Source organism: Sphingomonas sp. CD22 (assembly GCF_034556155.1).
Lineage (GTDB): Bacteria > Pseudomonadota > Alphaproteobacteria > Sphingomonadales > Sphingomonadaceae > Sphingomonas.
Window position 1 is genome coordinate 1 of the sequence record NZ_JAYDYX010000011.1, and the last position, 23,580, is coordinate 23,580.

The 23,580-nt window shown below is 65.6% G+C and carries 18 protein-coding genes; 9 read left to right on the top strand and 9 right to left on the bottom strand.

Features of this window, described 5'->3' with window-relative positions; all coding sequences use genetic code 11:
* Window position 1: 1 nt before the first annotated feature.
* Together SFC76_RS17525 and SFC76_RS17530 are read right to left on the bottom strand one after the other, a co-directional pair.
* Window positions 2–2,392 (bottom strand): DUF5703 domain-containing protein, encoded by a 2,391-nt coding sequence (locus tag SFC76_RS17525; protein WP_322850694.1) that lies wholly within the window; start codon window positions 2,390–2,392, stop codon window positions 2–4.
* Between the two features lie 101 nt (window positions 2,393–2,493).
* Entirely contained in the window at window positions 2,494–2,901 is a 408-nt protein-coding gene (locus SFC76_RS17530) for a hypothetical protein (protein WP_322850695.1), read from the bottom strand.
* A 230-nt stretch (window positions 2,902–3,131) separates the two neighbouring features.
* On the opposite strand from SFC76_RS17530, the gene SFC76_RS17535 reads away from it, so the two are divergent.
* Window positions 3,132–3,854: an IS6 family transposase gene (locus SFC76_RS17535; RefSeq protein ID WP_322850696.1), complete on the top strand. Its 723-nt coding sequence runs from the start codon at window positions 3,132–3,134 to the stop codon at window positions 3,852–3,854.
* Between the two features lie 208 nt (window positions 3,855–4,062).
* On the opposite strand, the gene SFC76_RS17540 is transcribed toward SFC76_RS17535, so the two are convergent.
* Entirely contained in the window at window positions 4,063–4,947 is an 885-nt protein-coding gene (locus tag SFC76_RS17540; RefSeq protein WP_322850697.1) for a LysR family transcriptional regulator, read from the bottom strand.
* A 200-nt stretch (window positions 4,948–5,147) separates the two neighbouring features.
* Between SFC76_RS17540 and paoC the strand changes: the two genes are divergently transcribed.
* From paoC to SFC76_RS17565, 5 genes are all read left to right on the top strand, one after another.
* A complete protein-coding gene (gene paoC, locus SFC76_RS17545; RefSeq protein ID WP_322850698.1) occupies window positions 5,148–7,358 on the top strand; it encodes an aldehyde oxidoreductase molybdenum-binding subunit PaoC in 2,211 nt (736 codons plus the stop codon).
* A 107-nt stretch (window positions 7,359–7,465) separates the two neighbouring features.
* Window positions 7,466–7,876 (top strand): cupin domain-containing protein, encoded by a 411-nt coding sequence (locus SFC76_RS17550; RefSeq protein WP_322850699.1) that lies wholly within the window; start codon window positions 7,466–7,468, stop codon window positions 7,874–7,876.
* A 4-nt stretch (window positions 7,877–7,880) separates the two neighbouring features.
* Window positions 7,881–8,120, top strand: coding sequence for a tautomerase family protein (locus SFC76_RS17555; RefSeq protein ID WP_322850700.1), 240 nt, complete (start codon window positions 7,881–7,883; stop codon window positions 8,118–8,120).
* A 40-nt stretch (window positions 8,121–8,160) separates the two neighbouring features.
* Window positions 8,161–8,916 (top strand): glucose 1-dehydrogenase, encoded by a 756-nt coding sequence (locus SFC76_RS17560; protein WP_322850701.1) that lies wholly within the window; start codon window positions 8,161–8,163, stop codon window positions 8,914–8,916.
* Between the two features lie 90 nt (window positions 8,917–9,006).
* Window positions 9,007–10,620 (top strand): Na+/H+ antiporter, encoded by a 1,614-nt coding sequence (locus tag SFC76_RS17565; RefSeq protein WP_322850702.1) that lies wholly within the window; start codon window positions 9,007–9,009, stop codon window positions 10,618–10,620.
* A gap of 180 nt (window positions 10,621–10,800) precedes the next feature.
* Here the strand turns inward: SFC76_RS17565 and SFC76_RS17570 are convergent, their stop codons facing one another.
* Window positions 10,801–11,613, bottom strand: a complete 813-nt coding sequence (locus SFC76_RS17570; RefSeq protein ID WP_322850703.1) for a hypothetical protein — start codon at window positions 11,611–11,613, stop codon at window positions 10,801–10,803.
* A 145-nt stretch (window positions 11,614–11,758) separates the two neighbouring features.
* Window positions 11,759–11,884 (bottom strand): hypothetical protein, encoded by a 126-nt coding sequence (locus tag SFC76_RS17575; protein WP_322850704.1) that lies wholly within the window; start codon window positions 11,882–11,884, stop codon window positions 11,759–11,761.
* A 140-nt stretch (window positions 11,885–12,024) separates the two neighbouring features.
* Here SFC76_RS17575 and SFC76_RS17580 point away from each other — a divergent pair, with 140 nt between their 5' ends.
* From SFC76_RS17580 to SFC76_RS17590, 3 genes are all read left to right on the top strand, one after another.
* A complete protein-coding gene (locus SFC76_RS17580) occupies window positions 12,025–12,249 on the top strand; it encodes a hypothetical protein (RefSeq protein ID WP_322850705.1) in 225 nt (74 codons plus the stop codon).
* 216 nt (window positions 12,250–12,465) lie between these two features.
* Window positions 12,466–12,714, top strand: coding sequence for a hypothetical protein (locus SFC76_RS17585; RefSeq protein WP_322850706.1), 249 nt, complete (start codon window positions 12,466–12,468; stop codon window positions 12,712–12,714).
* A 175-nt stretch (window positions 12,715–12,889) separates the two neighbouring features.
* Window positions 12,890–13,096: a hypothetical protein gene (locus tag SFC76_RS17590; protein WP_322850707.1), complete on the top strand. Its 207-nt coding sequence runs from the start codon at window positions 12,890–12,892 to the stop codon at window positions 13,094–13,096.
* A 14-nt stretch (window positions 13,097–13,110) separates the two neighbouring features.
* Here SFC76_RS17590 and SFC76_RS17595 read toward each other — a convergent pair whose 3' ends face one another.
* From SFC76_RS17595 to SFC76_RS17610, 4 genes are all read right to left on the bottom strand, one after another.
* A complete protein-coding gene (locus SFC76_RS17595; RefSeq protein ID WP_322850708.1) occupies window positions 13,111–14,340 on the bottom strand; it encodes a glycoside hydrolase family 27 protein in 1,230 nt (409 codons plus the stop codon).
* A gap of 106 nt (window positions 14,341–14,446) precedes the next feature.
* The gene (locus tag SFC76_RS17600; RefSeq protein WP_322850709.1) at window positions 14,447–15,973 is read right to left on the bottom strand and encodes a sialate O-acetylesterase; all 1,527 of its coding nucleotides are present in this window, start codon (window positions 15,971–15,973) and stop codon (window positions 14,447–14,449) included.
* Window positions 15,974–16,069: 96 nt separating this feature from the next.
* A complete protein-coding gene (locus SFC76_RS17605) occupies window positions 16,070–19,522 on the bottom strand; it encodes a glycosyl hydrolase 2 galactose-binding domain-containing protein (RefSeq protein ID WP_322850710.1) in 3,453 nt (1,150 codons plus the stop codon).
* Window positions 19,523–19,789: 267 nt separating this feature from the next.
* Window positions 19,790–23,242: a TonB-dependent receptor gene (locus SFC76_RS17610; RefSeq protein WP_322850711.1), complete on the bottom strand. Its 3,453-nt coding sequence runs from the start codon at window positions 23,240–23,242 to the stop codon at window positions 19,790–19,792.
* Window positions 23,243–23,580 lie beyond the last annotated feature (338 nt).

The window sequence follows — 23,580 nt, forward strand, 5'->3', positions numbered from 1 at the left end:
TTTAGTTCTTGGTTAACACCGTCTCTTTCGCCAGCCAGGGTGGCAGTACGATGCGACTGACTGAGGAGGCGGGATCGACCGTCATCTCGACAAGTTTACCGTTGCGAAGGACGGCACTGACCCGTGTTGAATGCGGCGCGCAGAGGCTGAAGTCGACATCCCAATCACGGGGCCATGCCGGAAACAGATGGATTGCGTTGCCGGGTGTCTGCATCAGCATCTCCTGCAGCCCGATCATACCAGACCCACCCCAATTGTGGTCCGGCGCCCAGTCATGGCCAGGGCCCCAGAAAGTTGGATACCGCCGCCCGCTGTCTTCCATCTTGCGCTCGGTGAGTCTCGCCGCCTCGTCGGTAAGCCCAAGGCGGGCGCAGAAGATTGCATCCTGATGCCAGCTTTTGACGTCTTTTTGAGCAGGCGTATCGACGCCATAACGCCATGTGTCGACGGCAAGCTGAAGATTTGGCAGGCCGACGCCATATTGATTGTAGGGGAAAACAGGATAGAGCTGCGGGATCTCGACATTCTGGATGCGGTCCCATGCTTGGGCGGGTGCAAGGACTCGCCGGTTGCCGATCGTGCGCACGGGCAGGGGCGGAAGCGTGGCCCGCATTGCGCGATAGCGTTCGCGCAGAGGCGCACCGATCATTCGATCCGGCAACGCAAGCAAAGCCGCCAGTACCGCGTCGAGCCCAGCGATGGTCACGGCCGAGTTCGTCGCGTTCTTATACGTCTCGCACGCCGTTCCCGGAAAAAGCACCAGCTTGCTGTCTTCGTCCACCTCGCGTCCGGACACACGGGCATGCTCGCGCCGGTAATGCTCGTCGAAAAACACGAGGCAGCTGTCGATGAAGGGAAGATCGCCGGACGTATCCGCACCGGTAAAGCGGCCGACCTCCAGCATCATCAGGCAAAATTCGAGCACCGTATCCCAAAGATGATCGACAAACGCACTATCCTCCACGCCCGGCATCCGCGTCGCTGGAGTGTTCCAACTACGGTGCCAACCCCATTCTTGGCCGCAGCAGAGGCCGAAATTTTCGATTTGCTCGACGAAGCAGGCTCCCTTGTGGCCCCAATAACTCGCGGTCCGCAATTCGGCCGTCCGTTGGAGGCGACGGTAGAAATCAAGTTGCGGGCGCATCACATCGGCATCGCCACTCTTCAGCATTGGCCAATGGACCAGCCGCTGGTTCTGGGCAGTGAACTCGCCGCCGCCCCAAGCGCGGTAATCGGGTGATAGGCGCAGTTTGGGATCAGTATATTCTGGGTCGACGGTGAAATTCCCGCCATTGAATTTGGTGGGCCAATCCGCGCGCGCATTAGTGCCAAGCTGATGGCGAAAAAGCTGATAGTTGCGTCCGATCCGCCAGGCCAGATCCTCCGGTCGGGCAGGGCCGGGTCGAAGGACGATCCAACTGCGTTCCCAAAAGGCGCGCCACCAACGCCTGCTCCGCGTGCGGGACGCTGCCGAACCGGGCGCGTTCTTGGCGAGGCGGCGCAGGCCGAGCATCCATTCGTCCCGCGTGTCGGTCTGGGCGACGTGGCAGTGGAGGCGAAGGGCATGGCGTTGTCGCGGGCGTTGGCTCGTCAGGCGCCAGCCAGTGAAGTCGGTGCTCGCGTAGCGGCCTTGCGTTGTGCCGGCCGGAACAAACCCGTCGCCGTGCAGCAGCACACCAAATCCTAGCCCGGCCAGCGGGTTCCAGAGCTTATCCTTGACACTCGTCAAACCCTGCTGCTCGACCAAAAGGTCGAATACGGTGGGTGTGCTGTTGCGATGCATGCTGATGACACCGCCATCCGCAAAGGCCACTTCGTCGGCGTGTTGGCGCGGCGTGATAGGCGCGCCGTCGTATGAGCGGTGCATCGACATTTCGGCCGGCAGATAGTCACGGTCCCGTGTCCGCCACGTCTCCCACGTCGCGATCACACCTACAGGCGTGCCGCTCTGCACCGTTATGTTGACGAGCGGCGTGTCGACATCCGCCCAGATCGTTATGGTCACCTTCCCGCACGTCACGGCGATTTCACCGTCGATGAGGTTCAGCCGCTGCTCGAAGGGAACATCTGCGCCAAAGGGCGAGGGATCAAGCCGCAGTCGAACGCGCCCGAGTTTGAGGTAGCTATTGGTCTCGTCGAAAGCGCCACTGCGAGCAACGTAGAATAGGAGGTCGTCGCCTTCGACCCAGACGTTTAAGCCGATGTCGCCTGCACCGCACGGCATAGATTCGCCTGCATGCCGGCTCCTCGTTGTCCAAACCGGATCATAGGCCGACATGCGAAGCGCGGCAGCGTGCGAGACCGACTGAGACGCGACGGGTGTCGAGTGCGACGTGCCGACGATCGCCGCCGCGGCCAGCTGCTTCAGTGATTGGCGCTTCTGGTGATCCACGTCACCAGTGTCGCACTTGCTGAAGGCACGGGCAATCGCACCCTGAACAAACGGCAGCTAAGTGGAGTCGGCGACCACGCGTCGATCGTCTTCGATTGGGTCTAATGCGTACTGGCACGCACGGGCTGCGGCAAAGGATCTCCGTAGAAGATGCCTCGGCCATCGGTCGCCAAGTAGACGCGGCCGAAGAGGCGAGGATCGCCCGTGATGACTCGGTATCTAAGACCCCATTGGTGCGCGTCGTCGTTGATCCGGAACCAGCGCGCGCCCGCGTCGGTCGAGCGCCACAGCCCGCCAAACGTCTTCGTGACCCCGAAGGCGTAGAGAGTCGGCACGTGCCCGCCGGGCGCCGCCTTGCCGAGACCGAAGCTCACGAAATACATGTCACGCAACACCGGATCGACTGGCGTGGACGCCACGAACGTGTGGGCACCGTCACTGGTGTGGAAGAAGCGGCCGCCTAGAATCAGCCAGAGCTCGCCGGCCGTCCCCGGCGTTGCCGCCGCCATTGGTTGAAACTCCCGTGCCGCCGGGCGCGAGCTGGCAATGCCGGCCGGGAGTCCCTGCGCGGGTGCCTACGTGAACGTCTTCGCCCCGTCACGACTGACGAATATACGCGCACCAGTATAGTCGATCGCGTACCAGGCAAGGGGGTCGACCTTGTCGGCGACCGCATAGGTGCGTTCGGCTCCGTCAAACCAACGTGGCAGGCGGGGCAGGGGGCTGATAACGGTAAGGGATGAGCCGGAAATCGAGGGCCTTGCCGTCCAGCCCGTTTCGTCGTTTCAACTCGTCACCTGAGGTGATCCGGCTGGTGGTGCTGATGTATGTGCGCTTTCCGCTGTCGTTGCGGAACGTGGAAGACCTGCTGTTCGAGCGCGGGATCGATATCTGCCATGAGACGGTGCGGCTGTGGTGGAACAGGTTTGGGCCACTCTTTGCCGGTGACATCCGACGGGCACGCGTGAGCCGCATGCGTAATATTCGCCACTGGCGATGGCATCTCGACGAAATGTACGTGAAGCTGAATGGCGAAATGGTCTATCTGTGGCGGGCCGTGGATCACGAAGGTGAGGTGCTGGAAAGCTATGTCACCACGACACGCGACAAGGGCGCAGCGCTGGCCTTCATGAAGAAGGCGATGAAGCGGCATGGCTCGCCAGACACAATCACAACTGATGGTCTGCGCAGCTACGGTGCTGCATTGGACGAATTGGGCTGCAGGGAACGCCAGGAGATTGGTCGCTGGGCAAACAACCGGGTGGAGAACAGTCACCTGCCGTTTCGACGAAGGGAGCGGGCGATGCTCAGGTTCCGGCAGATGAAGACGCTTCAGAAGTTCGCTTCCGTCCACGCCAACGTCCACAATTACTTCAACTTGGAACGTCACCTCATCGATCGCCAGACCTACAAGGAACGACGCTCTGCCGCGCTGGCGGAGTGGCAGCTCCTTGCGAGCTAGGCCGCGCCCTTCAAAGACCAGCCTGCATCGTGTGGAGAGCGGTTCGCGTTAGACTGACAGCACCGCCAACCGGTCTGCTGACGGGCTCTCCCTGCAGACCACCCCCGGAAACGCGGCGCCATTCGCGCACCAAGCGATGTCGAGACCGTTCCGAACGGCTGACACCGCGACGAACATCCACACGGATAGCGCATAACGCAGGCATGCGTCAGCCGAGCGGCTTGAGTTCGCCCGCTATGGTCAGCAGTGCGCGCAGCGCTGCGGGCACCTGCCGTCGTCCGGAATAATAAAGGTAGAAGCCCGGTCCCGTCGGCGCCCATTCGGTGAGCACAAGGCGAAGGCTGCCGTCAGCGACATGCCTGGCAAATAGCGCCTCGAGACCGAACGTCAGGCCCGCGCCGTTCAGCGCCATCGCCAGCGTCGATCGACTGTCGTCGGCGGTCATCGCGCTTGTGATGGGCATATCGAAGTCACCGTCGGGGCCCTCGAATTCCCATCGGTAGATACTGTCGTCGCCGAGCCGGACCCCCAGGCATCGGTGCTGCTTCAAATCATCCGGATGGACCGGCGTGCCATGCGCTTCCAGATAAGCGGGGGATGCCGCGACGACCCATCGAAGGTCGGCGGAGAGCCGCTGCGCGATCATATCTTCGGGAACGGTGCCGCTATAGCGTACGCCCGCATCGAATCCCTCGCCGACGACATCGACGATACGGTTGCTGGAGACGAGATCGACCTCGATATCGGGGTGGCGCCGCGACAGTTCGGCGAGCACGGGGCCGAGCACCAACGTCACCGCATCGACCACCGCGTTGATGCGGATCTTGCCACCCGGACTGGCACGAAGCCGGTCGAGAGCTTCGAGCGCCGATCCGATGTCGGCAAACGATCTGGCGACGGATGCCTCCAGCGCCTTGCCCGCCGAAGTCAACGTCACGGAGCGGTTCGTCCGGTTGATCAGCCGCACGCCCGCGCGTTCCTCGAAGCTTTTCAGCGCGTGGCTGACCGCGGAGGCGGACACGCCGAGCTCCAGCCCGGCGCGGCGGAAGTTCAGGTGCCGCGCGATCGCCAGGAAATAGGCGAGGTCGGTCAAATTCGTGCGGGTGACGGGCATCGCGGCATGCTGAACCGGATTCATCATCGCATCAACTCGTGTGGCAGTAACCTGCTCTGCCCTGACGCGTTATTGATCCTGACCGGCGTTCATAAAGCATGCGGAGGATCGCCGATGGCCATCAGGACGCGGCCAGATGACGACGACGCATGCAAGATCCCGCTCGCGGAGGCAAAATCATGATCTTCGACACGCCCGCAGGGGCAAATCCGACCGATCGGATGAAGGTTCTCGGCAAGCCGTTGGACCGTTACGAAGGGCATCTGAAGACGACCGGCACGGCGACCTATGCCTATGAATGGCAGGATGTCGCACCCGGCTTCGCCTATGGCTACATCCTCGGCGCCGCGATCGCCAAGGGCCGGATCGCGACGATCGATACGCGCGACGCCGAGCGCGCGCCCGGCGTGGTCGGGGTCGTCACGTACCTCAATGCCGGCAAACCCGGCGTCGGCAAATTCTACGTCCAGAAGATGCTCGCGGCGCCGGATGTCGATCATTACCACCAACCCGTCGCCGTGGTCGTCGCCGAGACGTTCGAACAGGCGCGTGCCGCCGCAGCGCTGGTGCACGTCGACTACCAGCGGACCGCCGGGCGGTTCGATCTGGCGGCCCAGAACGGCAGCGCGCCGGTCCCGCCGCAGGGCGAGTTCGGCGGCCCCAACGAGAAGCAGGTCGGCGACTTCGCCAAGGCGTTCGCTGCGGCGCCGATCAAGGTCGACGAGACCTATACGGTGCCCGATCAGGCGCATGCGATGATGGAGCCGCATGCGTCGATCGCCAAATGGGACGGCGACCGCGTCACGTGCTGGACGTCGATCCAGCAGATGAACTGGGGCACGCGCGATCTTGGGCTGATCCTGGGCATCCCCAAGCAGAACGTCCACCTGATCTCGCCCTATATCGGCGGGGGCTTCGGCGGGAAGGGGACCGTGCAGATCGACCTCGCGCTGGCGGCGATCGCCGCACGCGTGGTGAGGCGTCCGGTGAAGATCGCGCTGCAACGTCCGCTTATGTTCAACGCCACGATCCATCGGCCCAAGACGATCCAGCGTGTGCAGCTTGGCGCGGGACATGACGGGCGGCTGACGGCGATCGGCCACGACAGCCTGTCGGGCAACCTCGTCGGTGGGCGGACCGAGCCGACCGTCACCTCGACGCGGACATTATATGCCGGCGCGAACCGGCTGACGCGGATGCGGCTGGCGACGCTCGACCTGGCCGAGGGGAATGCGATGCGTGCGCCCGGGGAAGCACCGGGGCTGATGGCGCTGGAGATCGCGATGGACGAATTGGCGGAGAAGCTGAAGATGGACCCCATCGCGCTTCGCGTCGTCAACGACACCCAGGTCGATCCCGAAAATCCGGACAAGCCCTTCTCGACGCGGGCCTTCGTCCGCTGCCTGCGCGAGGGCGCGGACCGATTCGGCTGGGACAGACGCCAGAGCACGCCCGGCGCGGTTCGCGAGGGACAATGGCTGATCGGCATGGGGATGGCGGGGGCGATCCGTGGCGGCAAGATCGCCAAGGCCGGTGCCCGCGCCCGGCTCGACCGTCGCGGAATGGTGACGATCGAGACCGACATGACCGATATCGGCACCGGCAGCTACACCGTCGTCCAGCAGACCGCGGCGGAGATGATGGGGGTCGCGCCCGACCGCATCGTCGTCAAGCTCGGCGATTCCACTTTCCCGGAAACGCCGGGTTCGGGCGGGCAGCAGGGCGCACCCTCGGTGACGGCAGGCGTCTATGCGGCCTGTATGAAGCTGCGCGAGGCGGTCGCCCAGCGGCTGGGGTTCAACACCGCCGACGTCGATTTCGCGGACGGGCAGGTGCGTGGCGGCAACCGGTCGGTGACGCTCGCCGACGCGGCCAGGGACGGTGACCTGGTGGCCGAGGACCTGATGGAATTCGCCAAGCTTGCGGATCAATTCCAGCAGCAGACCTTCGGCGCGCATTTCGCCGAGGTCGCGGTCGATGCCTATACCGGCGAGGTCCGCGTGCGGCGCATGCTCGCGGTTTGCGCGGCGGGACGGATCCTCAATGCGAAGACCGCGCGCAGCCAGGTGATCGGCGGGATGGTGATGGGCGTCGGCGCGGCGCTGATGGAAGACATGGCGATCGACCAGCGCTTCGGCTTCTTCGTGAACCACGATCTCGCCGGCTATGAGGTGCCGGTCCATGCCGACATCCCCCACCTCGACGCCTTCTTCATCGACGAGGTCGATCCGACGATCTCGCCGGTGAAGGCCAAGGGCGTAGGCGAGCTTGGCCTAACCGGGGTCGCGCCGGCGGTCGCCAATGCGATCTACAACGCCACCGGCGTGCGCGTGCGCGATTATCCCATCACGCTCGAAAAGCATCTCGACGGCCTGCCGGCGCTCACGTGATCGGACCATCGATGTCGCCACACACGGCATTCTTGCTGAACATCGGCACTTTCGTCGCGCTGCTGGTGCCGGTCAGCCCCGCTCAACCGCAAAGAGGACCTTTCGATATGGCCATCGCACGCAAATCGGAGATGAAGACCGTCGACGGACCGGAGGATTATTTCACCGGCAAGGTGACGATCACCGGACAATTCCAACGCGACGCACCGTCGCGCGTTTCGGGCGCCATCGTTCACTTCGAACCCGGCGCGCGGACCGCCTGGCACACGCATCCCGCCGGCCAGACGCTGATCGTGACCGAGGGCATCGGCTGGACGCAGATCGTGGGTGGTCCAAAGCTGGAATTCACCGCGGGCGATATCCTGTGGTGCCCCGCCGAGCACAAGCATTGGCATGGCGCGACGCCGCACGAGAGCATGACCCATGTCGCCATCCAGGAGTCGCTCGACGGATCGCCCGTGACCTGGATGGAGAAGGTGACCGACGACGAGTATCTCGCGCCGCTGGGGACGGAGTGATCGCATGCCGCACGTCATCGTGAAACTCTGGCCCGGCAAATCCGACGACCAGAAGCAGCGCCTGACCGAGGCGATCACGCGCGGCGTCACGGACGTTCTGGAATACGATGCGGACGCCGTGTCGGTCGCCTTCGAGGAGGTCGCCCCCGCCGAATGGACGCCCTGCGTATACGAGCCCGACATCCTGGCCAAATGGCCAAGTCTCACCAAACAGCCCGGATACGGCATGCGGCCGGGCGACTGATCGACCGCGACCCACCCACCAAGAATCGAGTGATATCCCTATGTCTACTAGCCATCGTTTTTCCGACAAAGTCGCCTTGGTCACCGGCGCAGCCACCGGTATCGGCCGCGCGACGGCCGTTGCCTTCGCCACGGAGGGCGCACGCGTCGCGATCCTCGATCTTACCGAAGATGCGCTGACCGACACCGCGGATGCCATCAGGCGCGCGGGTACAGAGGTTCTGGTGATGGCATGCGACGTGTCCAGACCGGAACAGGTCGAGGCGGCGATCGGACGGGTGGTCGAGACCTTCGGCCGGCTCGACATCGCCTTCAACAATGCCGGCGTCGAGAACAAGGCCGCGCCCGTCGCCGAGATCGACCTCGCCGAATGGGACCGCATCCTCGACATCAACCTGCGTGGCACGTTCGTCTGCATGAAGCACGAACTGGCGCAGATGGTCCGTCAGGGCGGCGGCGTGATCGTCAATACCTCGTCGGGCGCGGGTGTCCGGGGCGTGGCGGGCGGTGCGTCCTATGCGGCTTCCAAGCACGCCATCATCGGCCTGACGAAATCGGCCGCGCTCGACTATGCGAAACAGAATATCCGCGTGAACGCCATTCTTCCCGGCAATATCGAGACGCCGATGATGGATCGCTTCACCAACGGCGACATTCAGAAGGCCATCGACCTCGAGCCGGTAGGCCGCCTGGGCAAGCCGGAGGAGATCGCCGACGCCGTGCTCTGGATGAGCGCCGATCTCGGCGGATTCGTCACCGGTGCCGCGATCTCCGTGGATGGCGGCTGGTCGCTCTGATCGCCGGCGACCCGATACGCTCCGCGATCACGTTGACGGCGTTGGGGGCAAACTGCACAGCACGATAACGAGCGGGAAAAGGGCGGCTTCGTGCATCCAGCGGCGAACTTCGAGCTGATCATCGGCATGTTCCTGGTGGTCGTGGGGCTTCACTATCTCGCTCGGCGCTTGTCGCTGCCGCCCGCCGCTGCGCTGATCGTCGGCGGGTGCGCGGTGGCCTTCGTTCCGGGCGTGCAGGGCATCGCGATCGATCCGGAACTGGTCCTGGTTCTTTTCCTCCCGCCTCTGCTGATGGACGGTGCGTGGTTCACTGCCATCGCGCCGTTCCGGCGGCACATGGCCGGCATCCTGTCGCTGGCGGTCGGCGCGGTCTTCTTCACGACCGCGGTCGTGGCGGTCGTGACCAGGCTGCTGATGCCCGATCTGCCATGGGCCGCCTGCGTCGCATTGGGCGCGATCCTGTCGCCGCCCGATGCCGTATCCGCCCGCGCCGTGTTGCAGCGGGTCAGGCTGCCGCGCCGGCTCACCACGCTGCTCGAAGGCGAAAGCCTGTTGAACGATGCCGCAGGGCTGGTCCTGTTCCGCTTTGCGGTGGCGGCGTTGCTGACCGGCAGCTTCCATCTGGGTGCGGCGACCGGGACCTTCTTCCTGCTGGTGGCGGGCGGCATCGCGGTGGGCGCGGCGATCGGCGGATTGTGGGTGACCCTGCTCCGCCGGCTCGGCGACGATACGCTGATGATCGCGGCGACCGTGCTGGTCTGCTGGAGCGCCTATATCGCGGGCGAACTGCTGCACGTGTCGGGCGTCATCGCGGTCGTCACCGCGGGCCTGACCTGCGGCTGGTTCCAGCACGTCGTCTTCAGCGCGCGCGTGCGCATCCGGGCGTTCGCGTTCTGGCAGGTGCTCGTCTTCCTGCTCGAAGCCGCCGTCTTTCTGCTGATCGGCCTGTCGCTCCGGGGATTGCTGGACCGCGTCGGCGGGCTCGGCGTGGTGGTGGATACGATGGCGCAGCCCGTGCTGCTCATCGTCGCGGCGGTGATCGTCGCGCGCTTCCTGTGGATCTTCGGTGTCGATGCCGGGGTCGCGGCCGTTCGCCGCATCGGGTGGACGCGCCAGCACCCGCTCGGGCCGCGCGCTGCGGTGGTGATGGGCTGGGCGGGGATGCGCGGCGTGGTGACGCTGGCGGTCGCGCTGTCGCTGCCCGAGTCGATGCCGGCGCGGGACCTGATGCTCGTCACCGCCTTCACCGTGATCCTGGTCACCGTGCTGGTGCAGGGCACCTCGCTCGGCTGGATCATCCGCTGGGCGAAGCCGCCGGAAGACGCCGGCACGCGACCATCGCTCGATCTCCATGCCGCCGAAACGATGCTGTTCCGCGCGCAGCTGGTCGTCGTCGAACGCGAGGCGGTGGCGGCCGATGGCACCGTCATCCACCCCCAATTGCTGCGGCGCTACCGCACCCGCGCGACCGCGGCGGATGCGTTCGACGGCACGGCGGAGCAGCGCGACGTGGCGATCGCCAGCCATTTCGACGTCATTATCGCCGCGGTCACCGCCGGCCGCACCGAGCTCGTCCGCCTGCACCGCGCCGGGCGTATCGACGACGAGACGCTCCACGACCTCGAACACGACCTCGACCTGGAGGAACTCGCCGCCGTGGCAGCGAAAGGCGAATCGCCCAGCGCCGCGTTAGCTCCGTCTTAACCATAGCAGGCTATTGCGGTCGCCAAGGCAATTCGGCCCGGCGCCCCGCCAGCTTGTGTCACTACGGACGGCGGGGCGTCTCCGATTGCCGGGAGGCTGGTCCGCTCCGTTGCAGGGGCGACGCCCAGCCGGACGCGAAGCTGCCTGCCGCTATCGGATGAACATCACGCGGCGACGGGATCAGTCGCTGATCGTCCAGCCCTGCGTCGGACTGCCCCCGCGAATCGGTTTCACGGCATTACGGGCCTGGTCGAAGCGTTCCATCGCGTCGACGCGTGCGGATCCGCCGGCCTCCGCCGTCATCATCACCGGCATCGGCGCGGCAGCGAGCGGCGCAGGGGGCGGGAGCAGGGCAGGGGCCGGCAAGACCATCGCGGGCGGCGCAGCAGCCGGCCGGGCCGCCACCGATCGCCCGAGCGTGCGGATCTGCAACTTGCCATCGACGATCGTGGTGATGCCGCTGCCGATTCCGGCCCCGGGCACGAGCGTCGCCACACCACCGGTACCGTAGCCGGAAAGGAAGACCTCGCGTCCGTATTCGTCGCGATGATCGACGATCGGCACGCCGGGTTGCGTCCCGCCGGGTCCGCCGAGGATCCGCATCACTTCGCCTGCGTCGGCGGTGTAGCAGGTGGTCACCTTCTTGGACTTGCACCCGATCGGCGCCACCGCCTCGTGGCTCGGGCGCGCGAAGAGAACGGCGACATCCAGCCCCGGCGTCTTCGACCATCGGCCACCCAGAAGGAAGACATACCGGTAGCCCGCATCTCTGGCGAGTTCGGCAGCGCGATACAGCGCCATGTCGATGGCATCGCCACCGCCGCGGGTGGTGGCACCGATACGCCACGATCCGTCCTTCTCGACGCGATCCTCGTACCCGACTTTGAAGCCGATCCCGCCCTTCTTCATCGGACCGTAATAGGGAGGCTTGCCGCCTGCCCATGCCGGCCCGCCGATTCCGACCAAGAAGAGGCAGAGCAAGAGGCGTTTCATTTTGATTTCGCTCCGGAAAGAGCCCGGTAGCTAGCGCGCAGCCATTAAAATCCCGTTGCGCGCCGGACGCCGGCGGGCGCAGCCGCGCGCTCATGCTGGCGACGTTCTCCGGTGTCCGCCCGCAAGCCCCGACCGCCGCGTCCGCTTATTTCCGGATCGTGACCATGCCGACCGGATTGTCTTTGGTGGACGCATTGGCAGCGATCGTCTTGACCTTCTCTGCCTTGGGTTTGCGGACTTCTTTGTTCGACTTGTGCTGGCTTTTGGCCATCGTCGTTATCCTTCGGGGCGAAGCGCCCGTTTCTGCGGTACACCCTTCCACCGGGATCGTTGCACACCATTTCCGCCCACGCCGAAGATCGGCTGCCGAATCCGTGCCTTGGACGTTGAGCAGCGGAACAGGAGAGCCTTATGCCCGACGACAAGCAGACGACCGGAAGCGCGCGTTCGGACGATCGCGGCGAGGCGATCGACAAGGCCGCAGCGCCGAGCTCCGAAAGCCGCCCGACCGCCGGCAAGACGGATGACGGCAAGGGACAGAGCGATACCGGCCGCACCGATCAGACCGATGACAAAGCCGAGGCAAGCGACGAAGCGGCGGGAAAAGCCTTCGATCCGGACGCCGAGCAGGCCTAGGCCGGGATTAGCCAAAATTCCTCCCCCGCCAGGGGGAGGTGGCGCGGCGAAGCCGTGACGGAGGGGGAGGACACGGAACCGAGGTCGTCACTTACCTCCCCCTCCGTCATGCCTTCGGCATGCCACCTCCCCCTGGCGGGGGAGGAATTTTCTGAACGTCGATCCGGCCTACCCCCGTCATCTTGCAGCCATCGGCAGATTGCGTAGATTCCGCCGATGGCTGACTTCGACGACACATTCGACCCGGAACTCGGCGCGGCCTGCAACCGCCTGGCGGCCTTCGTCGAGCCGCTGCCCGAGGGCGCGGTCATCGACCCCGCATCGCAACTCACCGAGCGCGATCTCGCGCTGATCCTCCGTCGTTTGTACGCCACTCGCCATGCCGGGGAGGGCGGGGCGGATGCCGCGAAAGCGACGCCGCGCCGGGATGGGCGGGTTTCGGTACCCCTTACCGCGAAGAACTGACCGGCTACCGCCGCATCGGCAGGCCGGTTACGTCGCGAGATAGGACGCAGCGCCGTTTATCGATGCGATTCTGGGCTAATCCGACCGACCCGGAGCCGGGATAGTCATCAGAGTGGCTGTTTAACCTCCGGATAATCTCGATCATCAACGATGCACGCGTCATCAGGAGAGACGCGTGCTGACCGACGAATCAAGGGCGCTCAGGATTTACCACGAGACGCGGTGCGAACAGGAAAAGGCGCGCATGCGCCGGGCCCGCTGCGCCAGGTCAGCCGTCGCGCACGCGCATCTCTTCAGCCTGCACCGGATGAGAAGCATCGATTTGACCTATCGCGATCCCGATCGTCTCGAGGATGCCAGCATCGGCAATCCGTCGCCCTAGGGCGCATGTCGCGATCATTGCGTGAGCCGGAGCATCACGACGCCGTGCGGGGCGACCGACGCCGCATAGCGGCCCGCAAATTTGCCCAGATTCTCGTGCAGCCACAGGTCGCGCACCCGCATCCGCACCGATCGGGGCATTGCCAGCATCGTCCAGTCGGCGGCGATCGTCGCGGGCGCATCGCCGCGGTTGAACAGCAACAGCGCGCGACCCCCGTCCGCCAGCGGCTTGGACCAGATTTCATGGTCGCCGTCCTTCCACACCCGGTGGCCCTGGATGCCCGCTGCGTCCTGATCGACCGCGATGACGTCGGCGTTGAGCAGGATCGCGCGCGTCGCCTCGTCCATCCGGGCCACATCGTTCCCCGCGATCAGCGGTGCGGCCATCATCGCCCAAAGCGAGAAATGCGCGCGATATTCGCTGTCGGCCATGCCGCCGTTGCCGACCTCCAGCATGTCGGGGTCGTTCCAATGGCCGGGTCCCGCATACGGCCACAGCGGCTCGTTCATGTCGGCGATCGATGCCACGCCCCAGCTATAGCCGTGATGCCCGGTCCATGTGTCGGTGATGTCGCCGGTAGTCCGCCACATGTTGCCGATCTTGGACGCCCACAGCCACGGCTTGGCCGTACCCCATTCGCAGATCGAAAACAGGATGTCACGACCCGAGGCGCGCAGCGCGTCCGACATCAAGGCATAGGCCTCCTCGGCGTTGCGGACACCCGTCGAGCACCAATCGTATTTGAGATAGTCGACACCCCAGCGCGCATATTGCAGCGCGTCCTGATATTCGTGCCCCTGGCTGCCGGGGCGGCCGCCGCACGTCTTCGTGCCGGCGTCCGAGTAGATGCCGAACTTGAGCCCCCTGGCATGGACATAATCCGACAGCGCCTTCATCCCGCCGGGGAAGCGCGCCTTGTCCTCGGTGATGAAGCCGTTCGTGTCGCGGGTGCCGTGCCAGCAATCGTCGATGACGACGTAGCGATATCCTGCCGCGTTCATGCCGTTGGACGCGATCGCGTCGGCGGTGGCGCGGATGGTCGCTTCGTCGACCTTGCAGGCGAATTTGTTCCAGCTGTTCCAGCCCATCGGCGGCGTCTGCGCGAGGCCGTTCGCGACCCGCTTCGGGTCCTTCGACGGCGCCAGCGTGTTCGGGTCGGGGTCGAGCGTCTCCTGCGCCGACGACGGGGCGGCGTGCAGCAGCAGCACGGCCGCCATGATCTGGAACAACGCCTGTCTAACCATGCCTGATCTTCCAATCCTGTGAGCGTGCGGGCGTGCCCTCGGTCCGCGCCATCCGATCGTCATCCGAGGTCGGCGTCTCCGCCGAAGGCCGAGGGGGTCGATGCGCTCAGGGATACGCCATATGCCCCTGGATGCGCTCCTCGGAGGTGAAGGTCGACATCGGCAGGCCCGCGGCATTGTAGAGGCTGCCGGGCACGACATTGGCCCAATTGTACCGCACGTAGCGCGGCTGCCGTACCGGCCCGGCCACCACCACGGTGTCGCCGTCGATCGTGGCGGTCGCCGCGACGAAGCTGCGGTCCGACCCGGCGATCTCGAAACCGGTCACCGGCGCGCCGCGGCTGGTCAATCCCGCGGCATGATCGAACCAGATGCGCATCCCGCCCGGTTCGCCGCTCGCCTGGCGGAACAGCGGGCCTTCATAGGCGACGCGCTCGCCATAAGCGACGCTGCGCGCGGCGAGCGCGAGCCGGGCGGCGACGGTCTGCTTGTCGGCGGGGTGGACGTTGCCGGGATCGCCGACGTCGGTGGTCACCGCCATCGCGGTGCCGGCCAGCCCCAGCGCACGGCGCTGCGCGTCGCGGACCAGGCCCCATTCCTCGGCGGGCGAATTGAACGACGAGATCTGCGCGTAGAGGAACGGGAACGCCCCTTGCGCGAAATTGTGGCGCCAGTCGGTGATCAAGCCGCGGAACAGATCGGCATAATATGGCGCACGGGCGACGTTGCTGTTGGTTTCGCCCTGATACCAGATCACGCCCTTGATGCCGTAGCCGGTGAACGGAGCGACCATGGCGTTGTAGAGCGACGACGGCCGATACGCCTCCTCCGGCGGGTGCCAGGGATGCGATGGCGGCGTGCCGCCGGTGGCCCGGATGGCGGCGTCTTCCCGCGCCTCGGCGACAAGGGCGAGGTCGGCGTCGGTCTGGTCCTGCTGGAAACGCGCGCGCGCGTCGATCGCCGGGGCAAGCGCGGTGTCGGTCGCGAAGGCATCGGTCGATACCCAGCTGTCGGCGGGCGTTCCGCCCCAGGTCGAATCGATCACGCCGACCGTCACGTGCTCGCGCGCCGCGATCTCGCGCGCGAAGAAATAGCCGATCGCCGAAAAGTCGATCGCGGTCGCCGGCGTCGTGGTCGTCCAGGTCGCGTCGATGTCGCGCAGCGGGAGGGTGCTGGCCTTGTGCGCGATACGGAGCAACCGGATACGCGGGTTCGTCGCGGCGGCGATCTCGGCCGCGGCGTTCTTCAACGGCGCCCCGTCGAAGCCCTTGAGGGGGAACTCCATGTTGGACTGGCCCGATGCGAACCACACGTCGCCCAGCATGACGTCCTCGACCCGCAACGTGCCCTCGGTCGCGCCGCCGTCGACGGTGAGGACATAGGGTCCGCCTGCCGCCGCGGGCTTCAGCCACACCTCCCACCGGCCGAGACGGTCTGCGATCGCCGTCGCGCGCTGGTCGTGCAGCGCGACCGCGACGGTCGCCCCGGCATGCGCCCAACCCCAGATATGCAGCGGCCGGTCGCGTTGCAGCACGGCATGGTCGCTGAACAGGTGCGGCAGCTTGAGCTGCGCGGCGGCGGGCGAGGCGAGGACGGCGGCGAACACGGCAGTGGCGAGCAGGCGTTTCATCATGGGTCCTTCCAGGCGTCCCGGCCTGACGGTCGCGCCGGACTTGGCGCAGCCTATCAGCACCGGGGCAACCGGCTAGTAAGATTGCGAAAACTTGCCTCAGCGGATCGCGATGTCGCCCGCCGCGACGTTCCAGCCCCGCAGCGTCAGCGCGGTCGCGTCGGCGCCGCCGGTCTTGGGATAACGCACCTCGATACGACGGTCTTCACCGGGCAACAGCGCGACGTAATTGTCGCTGTAGAACGCCGGGAGAACCCGCGTGCCGTGCGCGTCGACCAAGGTGAGCTTGGCGCTGAGCGCGGGGACGGCCGTGTGATTGGCAAGGGTCACCGTCACCACGCGGTCGTCGCCCTCGACCCGCGTCGCCGCGGCCGATGCGGTCAGCGTGACGGGCCGCAGATCGTTCAGCGCGCGATAGGCGGCCTCGTCCTTGCCGCGCCAATAGAAATTATCGGCGACGATCCGTCCCGACGGGTCGGACATCTCGATCTTGACGAGCAGCATCGGATGCGCGGCGAACAGCCGGTCGAGCGGGATGGCGGCGAGGGGGGTGGCGGCATTGGCGGTGGCGTCCACCCGGTCCTCGCGCGTGAACACTTGGGCATTGTCGAGGCCGACGACGCGGGTGCGGATATTGAGGCCATTGCGTGCCTCGCGCGTGGTGTTGAGCACGACCAGCTCGTTGCCGGGCAGATTGAGCTGGACGTGCAGCGGTTCGCTCGCCTTCTTCGCGCCGTAATAAGCGGCGTGCGTGTCATAGTCCCAGCTGTAGATCTGCCAGGTGTTCGATGGCCAGGCCGGGTGCGTCATCCACAGCAAGCGCCCCGAATTCTTGGTCCAGAGATGGCCGAGGAACCCCTCGTACATCGCCTTGTGCGTTTCGAGGTTGATCATCTGCGCCTTGCGCTCGAAGTCGGCGAAGCTCGTCGCGGGACCGAACATCGTGGCGAGCGTCGCCATGAACGTCTTGGTGTCGCCGTTGCCGCCGAAATGCCAGTCATGGTAGGCGAGCGTGTCGCTGAGCGGCCAGGTCTCGCTGTCGGGCATCGTGGCGCGGACCGATTCCAGCGTCGACAGCGACGGCGTTCCCGTCTCCACCGAGAAGCCGGTCGCCAGTCCGGTGAAATAGCCCACGGGCGGGCGGTAGTTATAGGGGCCGGACCCCTGCAGGTTGATGACGTTGGAGCTGCCGGTGAACCAGCGGGTGCCGTCCTCGCGCGCGATGACGTCGTCGAGGCCTTCGTTGAGCGCGGGATAGGGCACGCCCTCGTTGCGGCCGAACCACAGGATGATCGACGGATGGTTGCGGTAGCGGCGCACCACATCGTCGGCATTCTTGAGGAACAGCTGCGGGTCCTGCGGTTCGACCTGCGCATTCTGCGTCGACTGCCAGAAATCGTTGAGGATCATCATGCCGGTCTCGTCGGCGAGATCGTAGAATTCCTCTTCGGTGTTGTTGCCCATCCAGTTGCGGATGACGTTCATATGCGCCTCCTTCTGCAACCGGAAATACGGCGCCAGACGGTCGCGGCTGACGCGCTTCATCGCGTCGTCCATCCCCCAATTGCCGCCGCGCGCGGCGATCGGCACGCCGTTGACGCGGATCGTCAGGTGCGGTTCCGGCATGGTCGTGGCGATTGACGTCACCGCGGGCGATCGCTCGCCGGCTGCGGTCAGCGACTCCGCCCAGCCGTTGGGGGATTGCTTGATCGCCGCATGCCGGATGTCGACCAACCGCTCGCCACGCAGGCTGCCATCGGTGAATTGCACGTTGACCCGACGCAAACCGCCGACCGTGGTGAACAACGACAAATCGTAACTCACCTCCCGCATCCCGAAGCGATCGGTGCGGGTGTCGGAGATCCGGCCATCGGCCAGCACCTCGAGCGAGAGTTGGTACAAAGCCTGCTCGCCATATCCGTTCGGCCACCACAATTTGGGATTGGCGACGTGCAATTGCGCGAAGTCGGTGGGCGTGAACGCCACTTGGCTTTCACCGGGTGGGGCGGCGACCGTCTTTTCGACGCGAACGTCGCCGAAGGCGGCGCGCACCGTCACCTGCCGCGGCGTCGCGCCATCGTTGCGGATCGGGACGGTGACGTAGACGTCGGCCCGATCGGTACGCGGTAGCGGCAGGTCGGTCACGACGTGCGGGTCGAGCAGGCGTATGTCGCCGTGCGCGAGCAGATCGACCGGGCGCCACAGCCCGGTGTCGCGGTCGCGGATGCCGGGGATCCAGTCCCAGCCTTCCGTCGCGACGAAGGTCGGCCCGTCGATCGCGAGTTGACCGCCATTTTCGCCGACGCCGGCGCTGATCGACTGTTCGTGCGGGATGCCGGGGTGCGGCGGTGGCGAAACGCGGACCGCGAGCACGTTTTCGCCGGCAACGGGGGTCAGGTCGAACTGGCCGCGGATGAAGGCGCCGCGGGTGTTGCCGAGCTTGCGGCCGTTGGCCCAGATGTCGGCGGCGTAATTGATACCGCCGAACACCAGCGTCAGCCGCTTCCCGGCCGCTTCGGCCGGCACCGTGAAGCTGGTGCGGTACCAATAATCCTGTCGGGCGAGGCTTTCGGGAATCTTGAGGTTGTTCAGCCCGTAATAGGGATCGGGATAGACGCCGCGGTCGACGAGCGTGGTCAGCACCGTGCCGGGCACGGTCGCGGGGCGCCAGGTGCCGCTCGCGCGTCCCGGCCGAGACAAGGCGGCGCCGTCCTCGCGGACGTCGGGGGCGGCGGCGAGCTGCCAGCCATTGACCCGCCAGCGCCCGTCGCTGGTGCGTGCCAGGCCGGTGGGCGGCAGCGGCAGATGCACCGCCGGCGGCGTCGTCGCATCGCCCCGCGCCCGTGGCAGCGTCCAGGCGTCTTGCTGCTGGGTGAGGCCGATGTTGGCCTGCCTCTGCAAAGGCCAGCCGACGCCGACCTGCCAGAATTGCACCGAGGCGAAATCGGGCCGGGCGCGCGCCGCTGCGGCGATCTCGCCCGCGGTGCGGGCGCCGGGGGTGAAGCGGGCATCGGCGAGCGAACCGCCGAAATGCCGCTGTGCGTCGCCCAAGCCGACGACCGGCGCGATCCCCAGCCGCGGCGCGACCCCGGCCGAGCGGCTCGCCTGCGACGCCACCGCGCGACCGTCGACATAGAGCGTGAGCGTCCGTCCGTCCGCAACCGCCGCCACCTGCGTCCAGCGGCCGGCGGCAAGCGTGCGTCCACCGGTGATCCGCACCGCGCCGTCCGTGACGTTCGGCCGCCCATCGACCAGGCCGAGACAACGGCAGGCGCCGAGCGGGTCGCCGACGGCGACGAGGATGCCGTTGGCCGCGCCGGCATCGGGACGCACCCATGCGGACAGGGTCCATGATGCCCCCGCTGCGACCGCGTCGCCGGCATTGTCGAGCGCGCGCTCGACCCCGATGCCTCCGGCCAGGATCGCGACATTATAGGGACCGGCGTTGCCGATGACGCCCCTAGTGTCGGTCGGAACGGTCTGCGCGACGAGCGGCAAGGGCGATGCGGCGCCGAGCAGCAAGGCGGCAATAGGCGGCAATGGTCGCATCATGATCCTCTCTGATGACGTGCGGTCTTCGCCGGCACCTCTCTATCGTCGTCTTATGGCCATGACCCAATTGTCAAAGCCAGCAGACGATGGTGGCGGCGAGCGTGACGGCGGAGAAGAGGGTGATTGGGTGCGGTGCGCGTGGCGCCGCGCCGTTGATCCTCGGACGATCGAACATGATCGACGGTACCGCCGGTAAAACATCTGCCCCCCAACATCTTATATGTTGGGGGGCAGACGGTCTTAGCAACGAGGCGTAGTCGACGGGCTCTAGTAATTCGCCCGCAGGATGATCGAATACCGGCGATCGTTCGTGAAGTACGATCGAGGCGCAAGATCATCGGAGCCCGCCTTATAGGCCTGCAGCAGCTTGGTGGTCGTATTCGTCAGGTTCACGCCCTGAACGCCAAGCTTGAGGTACTTGTTGATATTGATGAACGCCGAAGCGTCGAGCTGCCCGGTCGCGTCGTTGAAGATCGACGTATACGGGAAGATCACGTCCGCTGCGGTCAGGAGGAACCGCGAACGCCAGTTGTAGGCGGCGCGCAGGGAGATCGGTCCCTTTTCGTAGAAGAGCGTGGCGTTGAAGTTGTGCTTCGACAAACCTTCCAGCGGCAGATTGCCCTTGGCGATCGTCGAGCCGGACGACGGCGTGCCACCATTCAGGAACGAATTGGGCAGGCCGGAACTGCTGATGAACGTATAGTTGCCGTTGAAGCCGAGGCCGTTCAGGAAGCCGGGCAGGAAATCGAACGTCTGCTGATAGGCGACCTCGAAGCCCTTGATCTTGCCCTTGCCGTCGTAATTGGCCGGACCGCGCGCCTGGATGTTCTGCGTGATGCCGTTGTTGGTGATCGAGCGATTGACCAGCGACTGATAGAAGAAGCCATCGACCGTCTTGTAGAAGGCATCGACCGACAACTGGCCGACGCGGGCGAAATACCATTCCGCGGTAGCGTCGAACTGCCACGCCGTGGCCGGCTTGAGATACGGGTTGCCGGCGTTGATCGTGACGGTGCCCGAACCCGGCTCCAGTGCATAGGTCACATAGGGACGGATGTTGGCGAAGTCCGGACGCGTCAGCACCTTCGATCCCGCAAGGCGGATGATGACGTCGCGGGTGACGCCCAGCTTCAGGTTCGCACTGGGGAGGAAATAACCGTAGCTGTTGGTGAAGAACGCTGCCTGCGAGGCATAGCCGGCCGTCGCGAACGACCGCAGCCGCTCATATTCGGTCGCGCCCAGGTTGCAGACGCCGCCCGGCTGCGTGACCTGGACGGTGCCGTCCGGGAGGGTTCGCGATGTCGCGACGCAGCGGGTGGCATAGGGATCGACGACACCCAGCTCGGTGCGGTTGGGCACCGCGGTTTCCGACTGCGAATTGACCGTCGTGCGGACGTAGCGCAGGCCGACGTTACCCGAGACGCGGATATTGCCGAACATCGGGTCGTTGCTGCCGAACTGCAACATCGCATAGGCCGAGCTGTCCTGCTGCGTGACGTTCGACACTTCGGAGGGGAGGAAGGACGTCCCGGGGATCGCGCCGGCGCGCTGGCCCGCCGACAGGAACCGGTTCGTCGCGGTGGCGCCGTTGGTGTTGCGCCAGATGTCGTTCTGCGTCTGGAAGAAGCTCGTCGCCGAATTGTAGCCGTTGATCAGGTCGCCGTTATAATAATAAGCGCTCGGCGGGGCACTGGTCTTGCCCCGGAAGAAATTGTCGAAATTGTACAGCGACGACCGGCTGGTATCGCCCTGGTTGAAGGTGACCGGCGCGCCCGACCAGATTTCGCTGATCGCACCCCAATTGTATGCCGTGTAGCGCACGTCCTGCGTCCGCTCCGCATAGCGGGCGCCGAACTTGATACGCTGCAGGAACTTGCCGTCGTCGAACTTGTAGGCGAAATCGCCCTTGATCTGATATTCGGAACCGACGCTGTGCTCGATGTGATCCATCGCCGCGCGCCAGAACTGGAAGTCGCGGCTCTGGAAATACTGGCTGTCGGAGGCCGCCGCCAGCGCGGGATTCGGCGTCGCCCAGTTTGCCGCAAGCGTAAGCGGCTTGTGCGGGACGACGACGGGCAGATTGCCGGTCAGGTCGAGCTCGGAATCGGCGAAGGTCGAGCCGAACACGCTGAGATCGGTGACGTCGTGCTTGGCATAGGTATAGTCGACGTCGAGGCCGATCGACCAATGGTCGTCCGGATTGATCTTCAGATTGAAGCCGGCATCCTTGACGAGGTTTTCGTCATAGACCTGCCGCCGCGACAGCGATTGCTGCGTGCCGCCGGTCGGCACGGTGGTGGTCGCCGTGCCGCTTCCCGCGGTCCGCCAACCGGCGCCGGGCAGCGTGACGAAGCCGCTCTGGAACAGCCCGTTGTTGTCGTAGACGAAGTTCGGATAGGCGCCGCCGGCCGGATTGTAGCCGCCGCCGCGCTGGTCGGTGCCGAACTGGAACTGGCCCGCACCGTTGAGCTGGCATTCCGCGCGCGTCGTGGCGTTGCCTGCACCGTTGAGCGGGCCGTTGGCATTCTGCTGACAGCCGGCCGGATAGGTGCTGTATTCCGACAGGTCGGGCGCGGTCTCGAACGTATGTTCGCCCCAGGCATTGGTGGAATGGGTACGCAGGAACTGCGCGGTGAAGGTGGTGCGCTCGTCGGTGCTTTCCCACTGGACCGCCAGCGCCTGACCGTCGCGCTTGCGGTTATAGTCCTGGCTGCGGAACTGGCCGCCGATCGGGGCGTAAGCGATGCCGGTGGGATCGGCGAAGCCGTCCGCGCCCGCCGTGCCGGTGGCGCCGCAGAGGTTCGCCGGATTGGGCAAGGCCGAACCGTCGAGGCCGTTGACCGTGCCGGGCAGCAGCGTGAAGGCATCGGTAGTGCCCGGAAGCTGGTTGCGGCAGGTGACCGTCGTATTGGTCCCGGTGCCGGTCGCCGCCTGGATGCCGTCGCGGGTCTGGAAGTTGGTGACCTGGATGCCGTCGGCGCGGCTCTTCAGCTGCGAATAGGATCCGTTGACGAGGATGCCGAACCGGCCGATCGGCGTATCCCAGGTGTCCGAGACGAGCAGCGATCCGGTCGGCGCCCACTTCTTCGCGAAGTCGCCGTAATTCGCCTCGAGCCCACCGCCGATGTGGAAGCCCTTGTTGTCGAACGGCTTGCGCGTGTTGAGGTTGACCGTGCCGGCGAGCCCGCCCTCGATCAGATCGGCAGTCGCGTTCTTGTAGACCTCGACCGAGCCGAGCAGTTCGGAGGGCACGTCGGCGAAATTGATCGCCTGACCGCCGATACCGGCCGAGAAGGTGTCGCGGCCGTTGAATTCCGAGCGGACGAAGTTGAGCCCGCGCACGTTGACGCCCGATCCTTCGACCGAGAAATGGTCCGGATCGTTGTTGCCGGCAAAGCGGTTGATCGACACGCCCGGCACGCGCTGCAGCGCCTCGGTCACCGAACGATCGGGGAGTGCGCCGATGTCCTGCGCGGTGATCGCGTCGACGACGGTATCCGAATTGCGCTTGATCGTCTGCGCGTTGGCCAGGCTCTGCCGGATACCCGTGACAACGATGTCATTTGCGCCCGAATCATCGCGGGCAGCGGGTTCGCCGCTCTGCGCCGCGGCCGGATCGCCGCCCGGTACGTTGGTCGGAGTCGCGCTGCCTGCGGTATTCTGGCCGCTGGTCGCGCCGGTCTGTGCATAAGCGGGTACGCTGAGTGCGAACACGCACATCGCGGTAGCCGAAACACTGCTGAGAATAGCCCCGCTGCGGATCCGGGTACGAACCACGCGCGCAAGCTGCCTATCGTCGGCCATCATAACATCCCCATCGTCTTCCCTGTCGATGTCTCGTCACGGCAGACCGTGCGGCATCTTGCAGCATCAGGTACGACCGGAACTTGTTGGACGCAAGCCAATTTGTTTGCGCTACCACTAACTTCCCGCACGCTGCCAAAAGACGGTTCCCGGTCACCGAATTTCCGGTATGACGCGGACAAACGCGGAGAGCATTACCGCGCCGATCATGGGCAGAGTGGATGGAACGGGCGGAGCGGCAGCGGGTGGTGGTC